This is a genomic window from Pseudopedobacter saltans DSM 12145, assembly GCF_000190735.1.
Taxonomy (GTDB): Bacteria; Bacteroidota; Bacteroidia; order Sphingobacteriales; family Sphingobacteriaceae; genus Pseudopedobacter; species Pseudopedobacter saltans.
The window spans coordinates 4,526,949-4,548,298 of sequence record NC_015177.1 but is presented as its reverse complement, the minus strand read 5'-3'; the positions used below and the strand labels follow the sequence as shown (position 1 = coordinate 4,548,298).

The following is a 21,350-nucleotide window of genomic DNA, read 5'->3' as shown; positions in this document are numbered from 1 at the left end:
CACGATAAGGATTCATCGGGACCAAAAAGAGTCATGAAAAATTATTAGATGAATTTTTAACACGCTCTTACATTCATAAATTGCATCTCTCAGCTCTATTTAAGAGACTTTTTTATGTATATTCAACAAGTGCTATAGCCAAACTTCATAAATAATTTACATTGTAATTTATGGTGGCTCAATTATTAAAAGTGAAAGACATACACTTGGAGGAATCAAATCCTGGAACGATTAGACACCAGTCAATCGAGAAATGATAACTGAATTCATTACATTTGTTTATGAAGCATACTTCTATAAAAGTTTTTGCATTGCTCTCCTGCATTATCTTTTTATGCTCTTGGGGCTTTTACGCTCACAAAAGAATAGCCAGACTTGCTGTATTCACATTACCTTCCGAACTTATTGGATTTTATAAGAGCAATATCAACCAAATCACTGAAAACGCGGTGAATCCCGACAAGAGAAGGTACGTCGATTCTTTGGAAGCAAGCCGACATTATCTGGACGCGGACCATTTTGGCTTGGCTCCTTTCGACAGTATACCAAAACTATGGAAAGATGCAGTAGCAAAATATTCTGAAGACACGTTAAAAGCATATGGAACTGTCCCCTGGGAAATTGAACGAACTTATTATAAACTGGTAAAAGCTTTTGAGCAGAAAGATTCATCGGACATTATCAGAGTATCTGCTGATTTATCGCATTACATAGCAGATGCCCATGTACCATTACACACTACAGAAAATTACAACGGGCAACTCACGGGTCAGCTTGGAATCCATTCCTTCTGGGAAAGTCGCCTACCGGAACTATATGCTGATTCCTATGATTATTTTGTTGGGAAAGCTTATTATTTAAATAGTCCGATTGGTGAAGCCTGGAAAATTGTAAAAAACACTTTCTCTCTGGTCGATTCTACCCTCAATATCGAAAAAAGAGTAACCAAAAGCTTTCCTTCTGACAGAAAGTACAATTACAGTGAAAGAAACGGGAAGGTAATAAAGCAATATTCCGAAGAGTACTCGAAGGCTTATCATGAGGCTTTAAAAGGGATGGTGGAAGAACAAATGAAAAAAGCAATTCTGACCACCGGGTGTTTTTGGTATTCAGCATGGGTAGATGCCGGACAGCCTGATTTAAAAGGAATCTCCAGAAAAGATATTGATACCAAACAACTCGAGGAGACAGAAACAGAACATCAGTTCTATCTCGAAGGAAAAGCAAAGGGGAGAATGGACTATTAAACCAATCTCCCCTTTAAAGCATTAAACAACTATTCGTTATATAGCGTAGCTTTCCCTATTTGATGTACTTTTTTCCACAATACGCTGCTTTTCCGGCTTTCTACTTCTTTTAGAAGAAAGCAAATCTATCACTTCCTGATTCCCCATAGATTTGGCTAAACCTAAGGCGTCGTTCCCCGAAATGTCTTTTTTATTGGTCTTTGCCTTATGAGAAAGCAAAATCTTGATAATATCTATCCTTTGTAAGGTTACAGCAAGCATAAGCGGAGTAGTTCCATTATTATTCGACTGATTTACATTGGCTCCTTTATCCAACAACAAAGAAACGAAATCCTCATTTGAGGTAAATATTGCTCCCATTAAAGGGCAATTCCCACTTTTGTCCGGCAAAATCATAGACGCACCTGCCTCTAATAAATACTCAAAAGCATCCTGTTGATTGTTGTAAATCGCCAAAAAAAGCGGAGAAAATCCAATCACGTCCAATGTATCTAACGATACACCTTGTTCTTTATAAAACTGCAAAGACTGGACATTATTCATTTTAGCAGCTAAAAATATATTATCTTGTGCAAAAGCCATTACGGACAACGCACATAATGACATAACAACTAACAACTTCTTCATAACAATCTTCCCCTCAGAAATAAATATGCCATATCAAAAAACCTACAACGAAGGCATCCCTACCCACATTGAACTAAAAAACAGACGGAACAATATTTCCCAGACAGTAGAACAAAACCCACAATAACACCTAACACTATCTTTCTATATACTAAGCAGTTTTATTCTTACCTCTTACGATTTCTATAACCGCAGGTAATAAAGAAATAAAGATGATTACAAGAATAACGAGACTGAAGTTTTTCTGAATAAACGCCATATTTCCGAAGAAGTATCCTAGAAAAAGAAAAATTCCAACCCAAACAAATCCACCCACAACATTAAAAGAAATAAATTTTTTATAAGTCATTTCTCCAATACCCGCTACAAAGGGAGCGAACGTTCTTACAATGGGAACAAACCTTGCATAAATAATGGTCTTTCCTCCATGCTTGGCAAAAAAGTCCTGAGTTTTTGTGAGATATTCTTTTTTTAGAAACTTAATCTTGCCACTAAAAGCTTTGGCACCATAGTACTTGCCAATTTCATAATTCACCGTATCTCCCAGCACAGCAGCTATAAATAACAGCAAGGCCAATAAATAGATACTTAAACCTGTATCCCCCGCTCCAATTAACGCTCCTGCAGCAAATAATAAAGAATCTCCGGGTAGAAAAGGCGTTACTACAAAACCTGTTTCGGCAAAAATGATAAGAAAAAGAATTAAATAAGTCCAAACCTGATAGTCTCTAATAATTTCGCTTAAATGTTTGTCTATGTGAAGGATAAAATCAATTAATGAAGTGATAAGTTCCACGTTGTATTATTTTATAATGGTGTGTAATATGAAGGAATTAAAATTTATCTGTTTTGGACAACTGTCAGTTGTTGAGAATAGTTCCCTGTTTCTGCTTTTAGTCCAGAGATAAAAACAGTGTACACTTTCTTTGCTTCCAAAACCACATTTGAAGCTGATACTACCACCTGATCCGTTACATTATAAGGAGTCAACCTAAAATTATAGGCACCTGCTTTAATCTCTTGAAACGGAGAGGCAGACTGATATACAGCATTGGAAAAAGTCTTCTTCTCTTCCGCCTCACCTAATTTGGTATAAAAATCTATCCCTTTTTCATCCGGAGAGAGATGAATAAAACGGATTTTTGCATTTGTCTTTACATTGGGTTCACTTAGATAATCTACTGTAGCCACATAAGATAATCCGGTATTTGTAGAATCAGAGGGAACCAAAAAGAAAGAATAATCCCGATAAGGGTTCAGGTATAAATCTTTAGACAAAACAACAGAATCTTTTACATTCGAAAACAATTTGGCATTTCTTCTTCCAGCTGCAACCGTATCATACGCATGATATCCTGCATAAGCCAATGCGTTGGTTACCTTATTGGTATCTAAATATAAGTTAAAAGAGTCTTTCTGGGGAACTAAATTAAACACGGCAACCTGGGCTCTGCCTATAGTACCAACCTCAGAATTTTCCGAACAAGAAGTAAACAACAGCACTGCTAACACAAAAAATCCAGCAACTTTACTTAATGCCTTTTTCATTATCATACCAATTTGGGACTAAATATACAACAAAAAAGCCTGAGGTTTAGGGCATCAGGCTTTTTGCTAATATTTTATACAATGTTTATGCGTAGTTATTCAACATAACCGGCATTACCAACATTAAAACATCTTCATTCTCATCCGTAACACTTGGGAATAGTAAACCTGCTCTGTTCGGTGTGGACATCTCCAATGTCACCTCATCCCCGGAAATATTATTTAACATTTCTATCAGAAATTTAGCATTGAAACCAATTTCCATATCTTCGCCGTTATATTGACAGCCGATACGTTCGTGGGCTTCATTTGCAAAATCTAAATCTTCAGAAGAAATATGTAATTCGCTTCCGCTGATTTTCAATCTCACCTGATGTGTAGTTTTATTCGCAAAGATTACTACCCTTTTCAGACAGTTCAAAAACAAGCTTTTATCCAGAATCAACTTATTAGGATTATTTTGTGGAATAACTGCCTCGTAATCAGGATATCTTTCATCTATTAAACGACAGATTAAACTGATATTTGCGAATTTAAAAAATGCACTTGTAGAATTATATTCTACAGCAACATTTACATCTTCCGAAGGCAAAGCCGATTTCAATAAGTTCAATGCCTTTTTAGGTAAAATAAAAGAAGTCGACGACTCGGATTTAGTATCTTTTCTTCTGTATCTTACTAATTTATGTGCATCTGTAGCAACAAATGTGATGTCTTGGGGAGACAATTGACAGAAAACCCCGGTCATTGCAGGGCGAAGCTCGTCATTACTTACAGCAAAAATAGTTTTGTTTATAGCTTCTGACAAAGCGGATGCAGGTAAATTAACTGTAGACGCCTCATCTACAGTAGGGATTTTAGGAAAATCTTCGCCATTCTCTCCACTTAGTTTATATTTACCATCCCCAGCACTAATCTCTATCGCATAGGTCTGCTCATCTACAGAGAAAGCTATTGGCTGCTCTGGTAAAGTCTTTAGCGTATCTAATAAAATTTTAGAAGGAACAGCAATCTTTCCACCTTCTTTTGCTTCAACTGCCAAAGAAGTTATCATGCTTGTCTGCAAATCCGTCGCAGAGATGATCAGATTTCCTTCTTTTATTTCAAATAAAAAATTTTCTAAAATAGGTAATACAGCACTGCTACTTAAAGCGCCACTTACAGACTGCAAGTGCTTTAGTAAGGTAGTTGTAGAAACGATGAATCTCATTATCGGATTATATTTTACTTGTTCGTATCAAATTTATAAATTTTAACTGGCATACTTCCGTTTACGGTAAATATGTTGAAAAATACCGAATAAAATCAACAATGCAACCGGAACGACTGTATTAATAATTTGCCAATTTAGCTTTTGCTCCTTTAACTTTCCTTTATCTAATAATCTTAATTTTATTTCTTTCGATCTTAGTGAAATCAAATCGGCATCATCTGCAAAGTAATCTACAATATTCAACAAAAAAGTTTTATTTCCAAATGTTTGAGAAGTGTAACGGTCAAAACCCAATGGAAAAACAGAGCCATCTTGCCCAATCTGGTTTCTTAAGACATCTCCATCACTAAAAACCAAAAGCTTTCCTGTTTTATTTCGCTCCTTAAAATCCGATTTACGGAATCCCTCAGGTATAGGCCTGTTTTTAAACACCGATTCAAACTTTCCTTCCACCAGGACACTAACTGCTTTGGGTTCACTTCTGAATTTTTGAGGATCTGGAACTTCCTCTACCATATTTAAAGAAATCAAAGTTGGCGCTTGCAGTGTTCTATTAAAGGGCGAAGTTTTCAATAAGACTTGTTTAACCAAACCTTTCGTCTCTATGGTATCTATTGAGCTTATAAATTGCGTTTTAATCCCCTCAAGGTTTTTCACCAAAGGATGATTTGACAATGGCATAATAATCGGATAAAATAACCAGGGAACCATTTGTATCTGGCCCTGCCCGCCAACATTACCCACATTTAAGGGGATATGAAGACAGTTCATATCGCCAATCAAATCGTAATTTACCCTAACACCATATTTAAAGAGCTGATCATCCAGATTTAACTCTCGCTGGAAAGCCAACTGCTCGCCAGCCCCCCGTTGCATACTATCCAATTCGGCATGAACCTGATCGATTGCCAGAAAAACCTTTCCTCCATTTACCAGAAATTGATCAATCTTTATTTTCTCCAATTCCGAAAAACCAGTATTTGGTTTTGGGATAATCAATGCGGCCAATTTATTCAACCCTTCTTGAGTTGCTTCCGAAAGATCAATACGACCAACCTCATAACCATCACTTAAGCTTCTCATCGCATCCTGCAATTCCGTATCGGATAGTTCTCCATGCCCTTCTGTAAACGCTACCCTTGGTTTTCCTCCAGAGATTACTTTCTTGATGGCTGAAATAAAAGCATATTCCAGATTCTGGATAGAATTATTCAACACCTCATCCGGTCCAATTCCCATTCTGCTTTGCAGCAATTTTACCGGAATTTCATTGCCATCATAAGAAACTAAAGCCCCCGGAAAAATTATTTTTTGAGAAAGGCCATTGTCTGTTTTTACACTTAAGTTAGTAGGTTCTAAACCTCTTTGATAAAGTTCTTCAAAGAAAGCTTGCTGTTCCTGTTCATTTCTCCCCCAACTCGGATCTATAAAATCAATTTCAATATTTGCAGAAGAATAGGCCTTGAGATCGTATAAAATATCGCGGGTTTCTTTTTGTAATCTCTTAAAACCAGCAGGAAACTCACCATCTAAAAAAACAGTAATCCTAATTGGTTTCTTTATATCTTTCAATATCCCTCTTGTAACAGCAGACAATGTGAATCTCTTTTCAGCAGTAAAATCTATGCGGGTAAAAAAGTACCCTGATAAGATATTCAGTACAGCAATAGCTACTAGCGCAACCAATAAATATTGTATATCTTTTTTCTTTTGGTTTACCATTTTCTGCTCCTCAATATTGTTCTGGTAATTACTAAAAAGATTGCCGACACGCTGATAAAATAAACTAAATCACGTGTATCTAAAACGCCTCTGCCAACAGATTGATAATGTTCGTCTACTCCCAAATTGCTTATAAAAAAGGAGATATATTGTAATGATAAAAGCTGACTCAGTGAATTAAACCCGTTAAAAAAGAAAAAGCAAAGAAATACAGCTATGGCAAATGCCACAATTTGATTTTTTGTTATAGAAGAAGAAAAGACGCCAATAGCCGTAAAAACGGATGCCAATAAAACACATCCAACATATGATCCTATAACGGCTCCTGTATCTATATTCCCTACCGGATTCCCTAACTGATATACAGAAGTATAATACACCAAAGTAGGTAATAAGGCTATTAAAACCACAAGTAAAATCGCAAAGAACTTACCCAAAAGAATCTGCCAATCTGTTAATGGTTTGGTTGCTAAAAGTTCAAAAGTTCCCTCCTTCTTTTCCTCCGAAAAGGAACGCATACTAATCGCAGGAATCAAAAACATAAATAAATAAGGAATAGTTCCAAAAAGCGAATCTAAGCTGGCATAGCCATATTCCAAAATACTCGATTGGGGAAAAACCCACAAAAAGAGTCCCAGCACCACAAGAAAAATGGCAATGGTTACATATGCAGCCAAAGAACTAAAATATGCGGAAAGCTCTTTGTAAATAATTGTATTCATGTTTTGAAAAAGTCTAAAATCAAAAATTAAAATTCAACATCTTGATATTTGATTATTACCCACTTGAATCTACCTTTGTGAGTTTCACAAAAATAGGCTCGATAGAAGTTTCATTGTGCATGGCCAACAAATTAGCTAAACTATCATTAGCTACTATTTTCCCTTTATTAATAATAACTACTTGCTGACAAATGGCTTCTACTTCCTGCATAATATGCGTAGAAAGAATAACAGTCTTCGTTTTCCCGAGTTCTCTTATCAATGATCTCACTTCTATCAACTGGTTGGGATCCAAGCCCGAGGTAGGTTCATCCAGGATTAAAACTTCCGGATTATGTATTATCGCCTGCGCAATCCCAACCCGTTGCTTATATCCTTTAGATAAATCTCCTATCTTTTTATTTTGTTCGGGACCGAGCCCCGTAATGCCTATAACTTCTGCAATACGTTCCTTCTTTTGAGAAATCTGATGTAAATCCGCTATAAAATCCAAAAACTCCTTCACATACATATCATGGTATAAAGGATTGTTTTCCGGAAGGTATCCTATTTTTTTCTTGATTTCCAGAGGTGATTCTTCCAACGAAAGACTACATATGCTTACTTTTCCTGAAGTTTGAGGTATATATCCCGTTAGAACCTTCATTGTTGTAGACTTTCCTGCCCCATTTGGGCCAAGGAAACCTAAAACTTCCCCCGGATTTGCATGAAAAGATATCTGATCTACAGCTTTTTGCTTACCATAACACTTCGTTAGGTTTTCTACAATTATGCTCACTTAACAAATATAGGTACAATTTTATTTTGGCAGAGAATTCTTCGGGCTTTCTATTTTTATAAATAAAAAACAAAGACAAAGAGTAAAGATAAAAGAATAAGGTAGAAGGGCCAAGACAAAAGAAACCGCCAAATAAATTATTTGGCGGTTTAGCTTTTCTGCTTAAAGAAATTGTCTAAGCAATTTCCTCAGCACTTCTCGGATAAAATCTCAATTCGATAATATTTCCCGAAATCGGTGTCCGATTCCATGATTTATGGATAGCTATAGCCGTTCCCATTGCCGTTGCCTGAGCCATCGACGCTGCAAACAATTCTTCACCGGGGAAAGCATTTGCAATTAAATGCATAAAAATATCATTATTACCAAAACCACCATCCACAAAAATTCTTCGAACGCCGCTATCCTGTATGGCCAGCTTAGTCGATTTTTCTTGCTGTTTAACAATATCCATAATCAATTGGTGATAAGCTTCTGTGGAATTTTCAAAAACAGAAAGATCTCTATCAGCAAACCGGATATCATCTCCTTGTGGCAATTTAGCCTTTAGTCGGGCTATATATTCAGGATTATATTTTACCGTTTTAAAAGACGAACTGCCAATTGCAAAATGCTCAGCTATTCGTTTCGCTTCCTGCTCATGTTCGTACCCTGCAAAAAGACGGGATGCCTTCACTGGAGTACCTTTATAATTCATATAGCATAAACTATCCTGCTTTAACTCTTCTAAAGTCAAAGGATTACTATTAAACGGATTTAAGGAAATACACCAGGTTCCTGTGGAAAGCAGGATAAACGGCTCATGGAAATTCTCCAGATAAGGTATCAAAGCGGCCGAGCTATCATGCAGTCCAGCCCCCACTTTAAAAGCATGTCCCTGAAAAGCCGTTTCTAAAACCTGATCCCCCGGCAAAATAGGCGCAAATTTCTCTGCAATTCCTTCTTCATATACCCATCTATGGTAATCATTCTTTTGAAAATCCCATAAATTGGTATGACAACCAATACTGGTTATATCAGTAAACACCTTTCCCGTCACCAAATAACTTAAGTATTGCGGTAAATGCAATGCATATTTTATCTTTTTAAACAACTCCGGCTTCTCGTGCTTTATTCTATAAAGTTGCATACCAGAATTTAAGCTCCCAAGGACGGGAGAAGAAGTGCTTTTTGCAAACTCTTCTTCTCCGTCGTAGGTGTTATAAAATTGTTTTAAAAGATTATCTGGATATGGTTTCAAATAATTATACAGCGGAGCAACAGGTAAACCATCTTCTCCCACATACACAAAACTTGCACCATATGTAGAAAAGTTGAGTGCTTTGATATCAAACTCTTCCTTTCTTAAGACTTCCGACAAAGAATCAAAAACCGAAAGCCTCAGGCTTTCCAGGTTTTCGCAAGGATCTCCGTCTTCGTCTACAGTTTCTATAAAACGAGCAGATTTTTCGTATACAATACGATAATGCTCGTCAAATAAGAACAATTTTTTATTGGTTTTACCCACGTCAAAAACTGCTATTACGGGTTTCTTACTCATCTATAATCCAGTTGCTATTGTAACAGCTCCTCTTTCTTCTGTCAACTTTTCTCTTACCTTTAAATCTCTAAAAGCCTGAACAGGGTCTAACGCCGCACCGGCTCTTAATCTTGATTCTGCCACAATAGAACGCACATCGGTTCTGAAAGCATCTTGTAAAATCTCTTGGGCTTTTACTACATCATTAGCTTGTTGTGCTTCTTTTAAAGCTTTTCTATCAACCAATAATGCTTGTGCATATGCAATTTTTATAGCTTCTACAGATTGTAGTAAATCTACCAATGGATCCTTTAAGTTATGAGATGCGTCAATCATCCAACCTAAACCTGTCGCATGGTCTATTCCTTTTGCATCCATACCATCAACCAGTTCGTTGAAAATCAAAAATAACTGATAAGGTTTAATCGCCCCAGCAGTTAAATCATCATCAGCATATTTAGAATCATTAAAATGGAAACCACCCAACTTACCTTCCATCAATAATAAAGAAACAATCTGTTCAATATTCACATTTGGTTGGTGATGACCCAAATCTACCAGTGTATAAGCTTTCTCGCCTAATTTATTGGCTAACAATAAAGACTGTCCCCAATCTGCAATTGTCATAGAGTAAAAATTCGGTTCAAAACCTTTATATTCTACGAACATTTTCCAGTCAGATGGTAAATGCTTATAGATTTCTTTTAAAGACTCTAATGTATTTTGGAAAGCTTCGCGGAAGTTTAATTGCCCAGGAAAAGAAGATCCATCTGCTAACCAAACTGTTAATGATTTAGACCCTAAAGCAATCCCGTGTTTAATTACTTCGATATTATGATCTACAGCTTGCTTTCTAACCTTAGGATCTACATGGTGTAACGATCCAAATTTATAGCTATGCTCTTGTCCCTTTTGATCCTGGAAAGTATTGGAGTTAACCGCATCAAAACCTAAACCATGAGATGCAGCTAACGCTTTGATTTTCTCTGCATCCGAAGGAATATCCCAGGGAATATGCAATGAAATTGCACCGCTGGATTGGTTTAGCTTATGCAATAAACCTACATCGTCTATCTTTTGTTCTAACGTTCCTGGTTCACCCGGACCAGAAAAACGTCCAAAACGTGTTCCTCCCGTTCCTAAAGCCCAGGAAGGAATAGCGATTTGAAATACTTTTAACTTTTCTACAATTTCTTCGATATTAGAAATATTCTCTGAAATGAAGTTAAAATTCCTTTGGTGAGTCGCCAGATTTCCCTGGTTATGTTGCTCAATCTGATTAGTTTCTATTAGCATCTTTTTAGTATTTAGAGCCTCACCCCCAACCCCTCTCCGAAAGAGAGGGAAGCAGGATTGTGCTATTTATAATATTACAGTTTCTTAAATTAAAAGTCTTAGGTCCAAAAAGCACTATCTTTTGTCATATTGAATTTGATTCAGCATCTCTGGGCTGGTGGAAGCGATTAATGACCCACTTTTCAAAATTCCGCTCAGTCAACAGATCCCGAATCAAGTTCGGGGTGACAGTTAACACTTTTCAGACACTCCCACTTTGGACCTCAGACTTATTACTTAAAACTTATTAGCTATCTTACAAATGCCATGGCGACACCACCATCAACGTTTAATACGTTTCCTGTCGACTTATTTAGTAAGCCACCGGTAAATGCGAAACATGCATTTGCAATATCGTCCGGTAAAATAATCTCGTTCAATAATGTACGCTTAGCGTAATATGCAGGAAGCTCAGCTACAGTAATTCCATAAGCTTTTGCTCTTCCTTCTGCCCATCCGCCTGCCCAGATATTACTATCTGAAATTACAGCATCTGGATTGACTACGTTAACACGAATATGATCAGCACCTAATTCCGCAGCATTCAATCTGCTTAAATGCAATTGCGCAGATTTAGCACTTCCGTAACCCGCATTGTTCGGTCCGCTAACTAAAGCATTTTTACTCACAATATTGATAATATCCCCACCAATTGCTTGTTTTCTTAATACTTTTACAGCGCCCTGTGTTACAAAGAACTGGCCTTTCACCAGTACATCATATAAAATATCCCAATCTTTTTCAGTATGATCTTCAATGGTTTTAGAGATGGATAATCCTGCATTGTTCACAATGATATCCACGCCGCCAAAAGCCAAAGCTGCCTCTTCTAATGCTGCTTCTATTTGTGTTTCTTTAGTTACATCTAGGATAGCTGTTGCGTAAGAATCACGTCCGAATTCTTTTTTGAATTCTTCACCAGCGCTTTCCAAACGTTCAGCATTCATATCGTTCAATACGACTACAGCGCCCTCTTTTACAAATTTCTTTGCAATAGCTTTACCTATACCACCAGCACTACCTGTTATTAGAGCAATTTTTCCTGATAGCGCCTTAGGTTTAGGCATACGTTGTAACTTTGCTTCTTCCAATAACCAGTATTCTATATTGAAAGCTTCTTGTCTTGGTAATGAAGTATATTCAGAAATTGCTTCTGCACCTTTCATGACATTAATGGCATTTGTATAGAACTCTGCCGCTACCCTTGCCGTTTGCTTATCTTTAGAAAAAGCAAACATACCTACTCCCGGATATAAAATAATTACCGGATTAGCATCGCGGATAGCCGGGCTGTTATCGTGTTTACAAGTATTGTAATAATCAGTATACATTTGACGATAAGCTTCAAATGAAGGAGCCAATCTTTCTTTGATTGCTGCTACATCTGACAAATCCTCGTCTTTTGCTAAATCTAAAACTAAAGGAGAAATCTTGGTTCTTAAGAAGTGATCTGGACAGCTTGTTCCCAGCGGAGCTAACCTTTCCAAATCGTTCGAATTAATAAACTCCAATACTCTTGCATCGTCTGTGAAATGACCGATCATGTGTCTTTCGCTAGAGCAGAAACCTCTTAAGATTGGAGCTATCTTAGCAGCTTGTTTTTTTCTATCTTCTACAGCAAGGCTTTCTACTTTCTGACCACCAAATACAGGTCCTTTTTTGCCGTAGTTAGCCTCTAGATACTCAGCGCATTTTTCGATAACCTCTAAGGTGTTCACATAGCTTTCGTAAGCTGTATCACCCCAGGTAAATAAACCATGAGAACCTAACATGATTCCTCTGATTCCAGGGTTTTCGTCTAAACATTGTTTCAACTGCAAACCTAAATCGAAACCTGGTTTTTGCCACTCTACCCAGCCAATTGTTCCACCAAACAATTCTTGTGTAATTTTCTTTCCGTCTTTTGCTGCCGCGATAGCGATAGCCGCATCGGGATGTAAGTGATCGATATGTTTGAATGGTAAAAAACCATGTAGCGGAGTATCAATTGAAGGTGCTTTAGAAGCTAAGTCATAAATACAGTGGTTAAACAATTCCACCATTTCATCCTCATGCTCAATACCTCTATAAACGTTTTTAAGGCTTCTTAATCTGTCTACGTAAAGTGCCGCCAAACCACTTTTAGTTAAAGTGCCGATATCACCACCAGAACCTTTAATCCACATGATTTCAGTTTCTTCACCTGTCAACGGATCTTTAGCCATTGCTTTGCAAGAAGTATTTCCTCCACCATAGTTAGTCAATCTCAGATCAGCACCCAATAAGTTTGAGCGATAAATTAATAAAGCTACTTCGTCACCTGCTAATTTAGCAGCTTCCGCTTCATCCCATAAGTAGCTTACATGTTTAAAACTTGTTGTTTTAACAGACATATTCTATTCTATATATAATTAATTTGCTTTTTGTTATTTAATCGAATTACCATATCCTACAACCAAAACAGAAAGTAATAAGATGGCAATACCAAATGCCAATGTCACGATGGTGGATTTCTTCACTCCCTTCCATTCTTTAAGTATTAATCCCCAAGTGTTTGCAATAAGAATTATAAACACCATGTGAAGTATCCAGGAACTGGCTCCGTTACCAAGTTTACTTTCTGCCATTCCATAGAAAAAGAACTGTAAAAACCAGGTAGTACCAGCTAAAGCACAGAAAATATAGTTTTTAATTAATGGAGTTTTTGAATTGGTATAATCTCCAAATGTTTTGTTTCTAGAGTTAAGGTATAAACACCATATCAAGTTGGTCGTTAAACCACCAAGAAGAATAATAACATAAGTTACGTTGTTCTGGTACAAAAATTCTCCTTGCCCCGGATTTAAGGCTTTCCATGCATTATTAGCTTCATGCGCCATATCTTTTCCTGCGTCAATCCCGAAAGCAAAACAAGCACTCAGAATACCAGAAATAATCGCTACAGTTAAACCTAGACCTACTTTATATTCTGTATTTTCTTCTCCTCCATCTTTTTCTTTTAAGTCTTTTTCCTTCATCACACCGGCTTTACCGCAAATAATAATTCCTATAACAGAAACTATGATGCCAAGCAGTACCATCTGCCCCCAGGAACTGTGTAATAAATCTGAAAAGGAGTCTTTTCCTGGAGAAGGGTTAATATCGTAATAAATAGACGGAATTAATGAACCAAACACAGAACATAATCCCAGAATGATCGAACTACCTAATGCTACACCTAAATAACGTACGCCCAAACCATATGTCAAACCGCCAATTCCCCACAATACGCCAAAGAAATAAGTTAGCCATAGAATGTTTCCATTCGTGTGTTTTATAATATCTATATATCCTGGAATGGTTAGATAAGCAGCTAAGGGAGGTACAATAAGCCATGAAAACAGTCCACCAATTATCCAATAGCTTTCCCACGCCCATCCCTTTACTTTCTTGTAAGGGATATAGAAGCTTCCTGATGCGAAACCTCCAATAAAATGAAAAATAATTCCGAGTATCGTATGCATTTATGATTGTAATTGAGTTTGACTAAAATAAATAGTTAACTCAATACGTCTGTCATGCACTGTTATGCCCGGCTAGCAAAATTACTATAAAGACGGGCGCAAATTAACTTTAAAAGGGACAGCTACATGTTCCGGCTTCTGGCTTTTAATCATCTCTGCAACCATGGCTCCCATAGCTTTAAAATCTGTAGAAACGGTTGTTATACCATTTAAAATCAATCTTTTCAACGGCGTTTCATTATAGGATATTATCCCGATATCCCCTCCCACTTGCAGATCTTGCGAAATTGCCTTTTCTATAATCGCCACCAGATCGTCTTCCATCAGGTTTATATACACTTCTCCTTTATGTAGTACTTCATCCTGAATATTTTTAATCACCTTATAGTTAAACGCATATTGCTGGCAAAACCGCTTAAAGCCATTTACAATCTCTTTAGGAAAATAGCTTTTTTCGGGAATAATGATTTTAATAGTTTCGTATTTTGCCAACCTTTCCTTTACCTCATCAAGCGCAGAATAAATATCTTTTTCAAAATCTTCATAAATAGCACCATACACCCCCTCAATCTTATTGAGCTTCTTATCTAAAAGAATAAGTTTTTCTTTAGGAATAGTATTGATAATTTCATGAGCATTCTCCCCTCCCTCTACAAAATGAGGAATAATAACATAGTGAGAATAATCGTTGTTTTTATTTTTGATAAGTTTTTTAAACAAAGAATAATCATTGTTATAGATATAAAAATCTATTGTTGCATCTTCTCCCAACGAAGAGACAAAAGAGTCATATATTATTTTTTTATGTGCCGAAAGCTTATTAAAAAGCAGAAAGACCTTGATTTTCTTTTTGATCTCTTCAGTAGAGACATAATATCCCTTTCCTGGAACAGAAACAATTACCCCCATCTTTTTCAGGTATCTGTATCCTTTTTCAGCTGTATCTCTCGATATTTCCAACAGATAGCTCAATTCATTTATCGAAGGTAGTAAATCATCTTTGGTTATTTTACCATCCTCTATTGCCGCTATTATAGAATAACTGAGTTGAAGATACTTCGGGGTAGCAGAATATTCGTCTATAAAAATAAAGTTTAAAAAATCGGATGCTTTCATGTTAAAACAACTCAAAAAAACAGACTGTCAATTTATAAAAAAAAGACGGGTTTAGTTCGTTGTTTGTAAAAATCACGCTTTTTTACCAAAATTATTAAATTAAAAATAAAGCAGTAGCATTTGCTCAATGAGTCAAGATTGATTAACACACCTAATTCCTCTTCAAAGAAGATCCTCTAACCATCAGTGTGTTATCCAGAACTACACTTTTCTTATCTTTCAAAGATCTTCTTCCATCGAGAATCTCTAACATGATATTTATTGAGTTTTCGGCGATTGCCTTAATTGGTTGCGAAACTGCAGTTAAAGGCGGGGAAAACAATCTGTATAATTGATGATCATCAAATACAATTACTCCTAAATCATTTGGGATATTCAGATTCAGGTTTTTAATAGATTCCAATCCACTATCAGCAATGTAGTTAGTAGCGAAAAATACGGCATCAATTTGCTTATTGGAAACTAAAAAATCCTGTATTTCTTTCACACTGGTTTCCTTTCGATCGTGATATATTACCTTTTTAATTAGCGGTACGCCTTTTATTCTTTTCAAGGCATCTATATATCCTTCCATCCTCTCCAACATTTGCTCCTGATCTGAAGACAATGTTACCATAGCTATATTTTTATACCCACCTTCAATAAAGTGTGCTACCGCATCATATGCACTTGCATAATTATTTACTAGAACAGTATTGGTATCCACATCATGTATAGTTCTATCAAAAATAACAACTGGCAAATTATCATCTAATAAATCATTGATTTCTTTTTCCAATCCGGGGGGAGGAGCAATAATATACCCATCAACCTGCCTGCTTCTATATATTTCTATTAAATCTTTAGCTTTTTCTGTCTCGTTCTCTGTACTGGAATAGATAATTTTATATCCTTTTTTATAAGCTATTTCTTCAATTTGTCTGGCCACAGAAGAGAAAAAAGGATCAGAGATATCTTCCACTAGCATACCTATAATTTTTGTTTTCCCACTTCTAAGACCTTGTGCAAATTGATTTGGTCTATATCCTACTTTCTCAATATGCTGAAGGATTTTCTCTTCCAGACTTTCGCTGATATGCTTTTCCCTGGCTTTTCCATTTAAAACAAAGGATATTGTTGTTTTAGAAACACCCAATTGTTCAGCTATATTCCCTATCGTAATCTTTTTCTTCATTAAATACCTTAATAAACCTATTTAGATAGCTACAAACAAGTTTTGTTCTAAAGTTACAATAATTATCTGAATTCAATATTCAACTAACTAAAGTCTATTACAGACTATTTAGTTATCCTAAACCAATCAAAATCCGCATAGCCTCCTATACGTACGTCACTATCACTTGCTGCAAATATCCCCGTTTTGGCTCCTATCCATTTATCAGGCTTGGCCTGAAATTCTGGCCCTATATCATTAAAATTCACACCGTCTTCGCTATAACTAAATTGGCATCGGGCATCTGAAGATTTAATTTTAACACGTAAGTAAACTTCGTTAGATTTCAACCTTTGTATAGCATTACTTTTTTCCCCGGTGCCATTTGCTGCATCGAAACAAACCATTTGATTTACCAAATACCCCTTAGCATCTTTTTGGATAGACAGATAGCTATAATCGTTTCCCATAACCAGCAAACCTGCTTTTTTAGATTGCCATACATCCCATTCTATAGTCAGTTTTACTTTTGTTGTAGCTGTAAACCCTTCGGCAGGGAATTTTTGCAGCAATAAATGAGGAATGTTCCATAAATTTTTGGTTTCTGCCGGCATAGGTATAGCTAATAAACGTAAGTAACCGGTATTTGCCAAATTCACACTCCATCTGATGTCTTCATTAGCATGCCATTGCCACTGTAAGCCTAATCTGTCTGTATTGAACTCATCGTCTTCCTGTGGAGTATTTATAGGATAGTTTTTTCCAATGTTTGGTTTCTTATAACTAAGTACCGGCTCTCCTATTCCATCATTATTGATGTCCTTACCTATCAAAGGCCATCCATCTTTCCATTCTACGGGTTGCAAATGTAAGATTCTGCCATAAACACCTCTATCCTGAAAGTGAATAAACCAGGTTTCTCCCTGAGCCGTTTCTGCCAAAGATCCCTGATGTGGGCCGTTTATCTGCGTATTTCCCTGATGCAATACCACCTTTTCTTCATAAGGACCATAAATATTCTTCGAACGTAATATCAATTGCCAGCCTGTTTCTACCCCACCGGCAGGCGCTGAGATGTAATAATAGCCATTTCTTTTAAAAAGCTTAGGGCCTTCTACGGTATGGTGCTTTTCATGCCCGTCAAAGACATGCTTACCTTCTCCTACTACTTTCGTACCATCCGCATTTAAAGGATAAACAGTTAATATACTATTCATACCAGCCCGACTTCCCGCCCAAGCTATTGTCATATACACCTTCCCATCGTCATCGAATAAAACTGTAGGATCTATAATTCCTTTCGCTTTCATTATCAATACGGGCTCTTCCCATTTTCCAAAAGGATCTTTAGTTTTTAGCATATATACACCATAATCAGGATCGCCGTAATAAATCCTTAATTCTTTATCATGGTATACCATACTTGGCGCCCAAACACCTTTTCCATGCTGTGGCAAATTATAAACTGCTTCTGTTTGTTTCGGAAGCGCATGGTTCACAATTTTCCAGTTCACCAAATCTTTTGAATGTAGTATGGGCAACGCAGGTGAACTGTTAAAGCTGGAAGCAGTCATGAAAAAATCGTCACCAATCCTAATCGCATCCGGATCCGAATAGTCTGCAAAAAGAATTGGATTTTTATATGTTCCGTCACCATTATCTGCAACCCAGACTTTAGAAACATAACTTATGGTATCTTGTAGAATTTCTATTTTTTCTTGTGGATTATTATTACAGGAATATAGATTTACAAAAATAAGTCCTGCATATAAATAACTAAAAATCTGTTTCATATTCTATTATTTATAATTTTAATGAATGACCTATAATTGCTGTATTACAATAGATCGACCTTGATTATCTATAACTTTTCCCTTTGTCTGAATTCGAGAATCAGCACCTTCTCTCCCAACAACTATGGGCATATTGGTTTTATTAATCAACTGTAAATTAACAGCCGCCGCCTCTCCGTAAGGCGACATTGATTCTCCATGCTCCGGATGTGTATAACCTACCAGAACAGGTAAGTCCTGTTTCCTTTCTTTTTTAGCGAACAGGATTACTTTATTGTTTCTGCCTTGTATAGTAGCTAAGGCGTGTACTATTCTATCTGATTCGTAAGGTAATAGTTCCAGTTCTACATCCACATTACTGCCCTCCACAAAAATTAATGGCCCGTAATTGGCGTCTCCCTTAGATTTTTTGATAATGGCGTTATTCCCTACCCAATAAGCTCTTTCGGTTCCTATAGTTGTACAATTGTCCAATTCCACTCCGCCGTTGGTTCTTAACTCAAAACCGCCTCTGGTATTTTTAGCAGTACAGTTTTTAAAAGAGATATTTTTGTTTTGTCCATAGGTTCTAAAGCCATCTTCGCATAAAGACTTCATATAACCGGGAGTAACCACATATTTTCCTTCGCGGTTGGCTGTCCATGTTCTAAAATTTACGCCGAAGGCTGGGCCTGAATTTTCTTTTAAAACATCGTCTGTTTTTCTCAGTTCGCCTTCCACATAGCAATTCTCAAAATGAATATTACCTGCGTCCTTTTGTATAAAAAAACCATGTCCGTAAGCTCTCATGATCAACCGTACATCATAAACTTTAGTATAACTTCCGGTTATCAGAAAACCACTCTGCTTTTTATGCCTGATTACATCAGGTCCACCTTTTCCAAAAAGGTCACCGTAACCATAAGGATACGAACCTTTCACCAGTATATTAAAATTCTTTATGGTATTTCCTTTTCCGGCTATTTCAAGTACTGCACCTCCTGGTGATAACCCGTTTTCTGTTTCTGTAATTTCGAGGCCTTCAAAAACATTATCATTGCCTTTTATTATAATTTCGTTGGTGTGGATGGGAAATTTTAATTGCTCCCTCAAACGGGTATCTATAATCAGTTTTACGCCTTTCAAAACAAATGTGTTGTTATTACCGCGAAAGGTAAAATAAGGATAGTCTTTTCTGGTAATTTTGGCTGTTATGGAATCTGCATTCAGATAATCTGACAAATTATAAATACCAGACTTCAGCACTATTGTCTGATTATCTTCTTGTGCATATTTATTCAGTTCAGCCAAGCTGGATATTTTAACGTTATTAGCTTGTGCTACTGTAATAGCAAACAAGACTAAAAATAAAATGAATAGCTTTCTCATATATTAATTGCATATTGTTATTTAACTACAGATTGTACAAAGAAAAATATGCCTTCTCTTTCTTTATAGCTTTCGCCTTCCGCTTTAAGCCCTAGGCTTATTTATGTATATAAAAACTTCTTTCTACCGGAGTAGCCTGTTGTATTTTTTGCTTCTCATTGTTTACGCCTATCTGCCATGCCACTACAGTTACTTTTACAGGAAACTTAGCTGATAGCGGTATCTTGGTAAATATTAATTCACTGTTATCTATATAAACAGGACCTTCTTTCACATAGAAAGACACCTTTAAACCGGCATCAGAAACTGCATGTAAGCGCAATTTCTTAACACCTATTTGCTGATCTTTCATAGGAGAGAAGTCAATTGTCTGAGATTTCCCTTCTGTATTCTTAGGTATAGTAAGTAAGGCTTGCTGAACTGCGCTTTTGTAGCGGGAATCGCCATTGTTTGATGCCAGTAGCCAGATATCATTCGACCTCTTGGGATTATTTAAGCCAATTCTGGTATGTGCTATCCGAAAAGTGGTATTATCTATCTTTTTCACCGGCCCACAGATTCTATCGATACGGATTTTATTGGATGCATGCCTTGTTGTCGGCTTTGCTCTCGAACTATCTGCAAAAAAGCTTCTTACATTAAAGGTTACACCATCTGCCTGAGATTGCCAAAGCAAATGGTAATTGGCATGTGTTTTCTTTGGAGTTACGACAAGGCCATTTTGTATATAGCCCAGATATTGTTGTTCCTTTCCTGCCTGTCTTTTGTAAACACGCTCGATGTATTTTACTAATTCAGCATCAAAACACCAGGATGCTGTGGAACGGTTACCTTTAAATTCAACATACTTTGCTGGATAAACTGGGGCAAAATTGTCTTTTTTCCAACTTTCCATTAACCAACCTGATTTGACATCAACAGGCTTTAAAGCATCAGAACCTTCTACGAATCGGTGTTCCTTTGCTTTTTTAATAAACAAATTCAGCAAACCTATTAATTGTTCAGAGGAATCAAAATGCCCTCTACCGGCGTCTGCATACCAGGTAATGGGTGAATTGGGATGTTGTTCTATATATTTGAAACCCGGAGTTATTCTGTCCTGCCACCATTCATACTCTCCCATTACCATTAGTCCGGGAATGCCATCTATATTTTTATCCTTCCAGTTTACATTAGCTCTCCCATAACCAGTTAAATTTGTTGATGGGGCATCTCCTTTTAAGGAAATTACAGCCAATGTCCTTTCTTTATTAGCTAATGCAAAATTCCATGGATAGGTTGCCATTGCAGAATGTCCCATTGGAATAATCGGAATGTGTTTCAATTCTTTATATCCTGATTTATCCGCTAACTCATCCAGTATTCTGTTTACGGCTGCATTATCTTGTTCTTGTTGAGCAAAACTTTGTGAAATATTATCGGTAAGCCATATTTCTCCTATGCCGAGTTGCATCATCTGTTTTCGGAATTTTGGATGTTCCAGAATCCCCTCCTCAATCATATTATGCTGTACCAATATAACCGCATTCAGCTTCTTACACTTTTCAGGAATCCATAAAAAAGCATTTGCATAATCGCTCTTTATCTTGCCTTGTTCATCACGCATAGGCACACGCCATTGCCAAACAGACTGGCCAAATAGATAATTAACGAATGTGAGCGACAAAAGCAAAAACACCTTTACTATCTTAAAACAAGCCAGCCGATGGAAAACAAGGATTTTCATG

Annotated in this window: 17 protein-coding genes; 1 reads left to right on the top strand and 16 read right to left on the bottom strand. The window is 36.7% G+C overall.

Annotated elements, in window-relative coordinates; genetic code table 11:
- The first annotated feature begins 281 nt into the window (after positions 1–281).
- Entirely contained in the window at positions 282–1,247 is a 966-nt protein-coding gene (locus PEDSA_RS18965; RefSeq protein WP_013634787.1) for a zinc dependent phospholipase C family protein, read from the top strand.
- Between the two features lie 36 nt (positions 1,248–1,283).
- On the opposite strand, the gene PEDSA_RS19735 is transcribed toward PEDSA_RS18965, so the two are convergent.
- The 16 genes from PEDSA_RS19735 to PEDSA_RS18885 all read right to left on the bottom strand — a co-directional run bounded on the left by PEDSA_RS19735 (position 1,284) and on the right by PEDSA_RS18885 (position 21,349).
- Positions 1,284–1,874 (bottom strand): ankyrin repeat domain-containing protein, encoded by a 591-nt coding sequence (locus PEDSA_RS19735; protein WP_013634786.1) that lies wholly within the window; start codon positions 1,872–1,874, stop codon positions 1,284–1,286.
- A 151-nt stretch (positions 1,875–2,025) separates the two neighbouring features.
- Positions 2,026–2,670, bottom strand: coding sequence for a DedA family protein (locus tag PEDSA_RS18955; RefSeq protein WP_013634785.1), 645 nt, complete (start codon positions 2,668–2,670; stop codon positions 2,026–2,028).
- Between the two features lie 44 nt (positions 2,671–2,714).
- Entirely contained in the window at positions 2,715–3,422 is a 708-nt protein-coding gene (locus tag PEDSA_RS18950) for a DUF4397 domain-containing protein (protein WP_013634784.1), read from the bottom strand.
- Positions 3,423–3,507: 85 nt separating this feature from the next.
- Positions 3,508–4,632 (bottom strand): DNA polymerase III subunit beta, encoded by a 1,125-nt coding sequence (gene dnaN, locus PEDSA_RS18945; RefSeq protein ID WP_013634783.1) that lies wholly within the window; start codon positions 4,630–4,632, stop codon positions 3,508–3,510.
- A gap of 42 nt (positions 4,633–4,674) precedes the next feature.
- On the bottom strand, positions 4,675–6,357 hold the full coding sequence (gene gldG, locus PEDSA_RS18940) for a gliding motility-associated ABC transporter substrate-binding protein GldG (RefSeq protein WP_013634782.1): 1,683 nt from the start codon (positions 6,355–6,357) through the stop codon (positions 4,675–4,677).
- Positions 6,351–7,079, bottom strand: a complete 729-nt coding sequence (gldF, locus tag PEDSA_RS18935; RefSeq protein WP_013634781.1) for a gliding motility-associated ABC transporter permease subunit GldF — start codon at positions 7,077–7,079, stop codon at positions 6,351–6,353. The genes gldG and gldF overlap by 7 nt, the downstream gene beginning before the upstream one ends.
- A gap of 55 nt (positions 7,080–7,134) precedes the next feature.
- Complete coding sequence (locus tag PEDSA_RS18930; RefSeq protein ID WP_013634780.1) at positions 7,135–7,857, bottom strand: ATP-binding cassette domain-containing protein; 723 nt, start codon at positions 7,855–7,857, stop codon at positions 7,135–7,137.
- 175 nt (positions 7,858–8,032) lie between these two features.
- Positions 8,033–9,397: an FGGY-family carbohydrate kinase gene (locus PEDSA_RS18925; protein WP_013634779.1), complete on the bottom strand. Its 1,365-nt coding sequence runs from the start codon at positions 9,395–9,397 to the stop codon at positions 8,033–8,035.
- Positions 9,398–10,672, bottom strand: coding sequence for a TIM barrel protein (locus tag PEDSA_RS18920; protein WP_013634778.1), 1,275 nt, complete (start codon positions 10,670–10,672; stop codon positions 9,398–9,400).
- Positions 10,673–10,962: 290 nt separating this feature from the next.
- Positions 10,963–13,083, bottom strand: coding sequence for a bifunctional rhamnulose-1-phosphate aldolase/short-chain dehydrogenase (locus PEDSA_RS18915; protein ID WP_013634777.1), 2,121 nt, complete (start codon positions 13,081–13,083; stop codon positions 10,963–10,965).
- Positions 13,084–13,116: 33 nt separating this feature from the next.
- The gene (gene rhaT, locus PEDSA_RS18910) at positions 13,117–14,193 is read right to left on the bottom strand and encodes an L-rhamnose/proton symporter RhaT (protein ID WP_013634776.1); all 1,077 of its coding nucleotides are present in this window, start codon (positions 14,191–14,193) and stop codon (positions 13,117–13,119) included.
- Positions 14,194–14,277: 84 nt separating this feature from the next.
- A complete protein-coding gene (locus tag PEDSA_RS18905; protein WP_013634775.1) occupies positions 14,278–15,309 on the bottom strand; it encodes a GntR family transcriptional regulator in 1,032 nt (343 codons plus the stop codon).
- A 151-nt stretch (positions 15,310–15,460) separates the two neighbouring features.
- Entirely contained in the window at positions 15,461–16,483 is a 1,023-nt protein-coding gene (locus PEDSA_RS18900; protein WP_013634774.1) for a LacI family DNA-binding transcriptional regulator, read from the bottom strand.
- Between the two features lie 104 nt (positions 16,484–16,587).
- Entirely contained in the window at positions 16,588–18,255 is a 1,668-nt protein-coding gene (locus PEDSA_RS18895) for a glycoside hydrolase family 43 protein (RefSeq protein ID WP_013634773.1), read from the bottom strand.
- 30 nt (positions 18,256–18,285) lie between these two features.
- Positions 18,286–19,623: a hypothetical protein gene (locus PEDSA_RS18890; protein WP_013634772.1), complete on the bottom strand. Its 1,338-nt coding sequence runs from the start codon at positions 19,621–19,623 to the stop codon at positions 18,286–18,288.
- Between the two features lie 97 nt (positions 19,624–19,720).
- On the bottom strand, positions 19,721–21,349 hold the full coding sequence (locus PEDSA_RS18885; RefSeq protein ID WP_013634771.1) for a hypothetical protein: 1,629 nt from the start codon (positions 21,347–21,349) through the stop codon (positions 19,721–19,723).
- Between the last annotated feature and the right edge of the window lies 1 nt (position 21,350).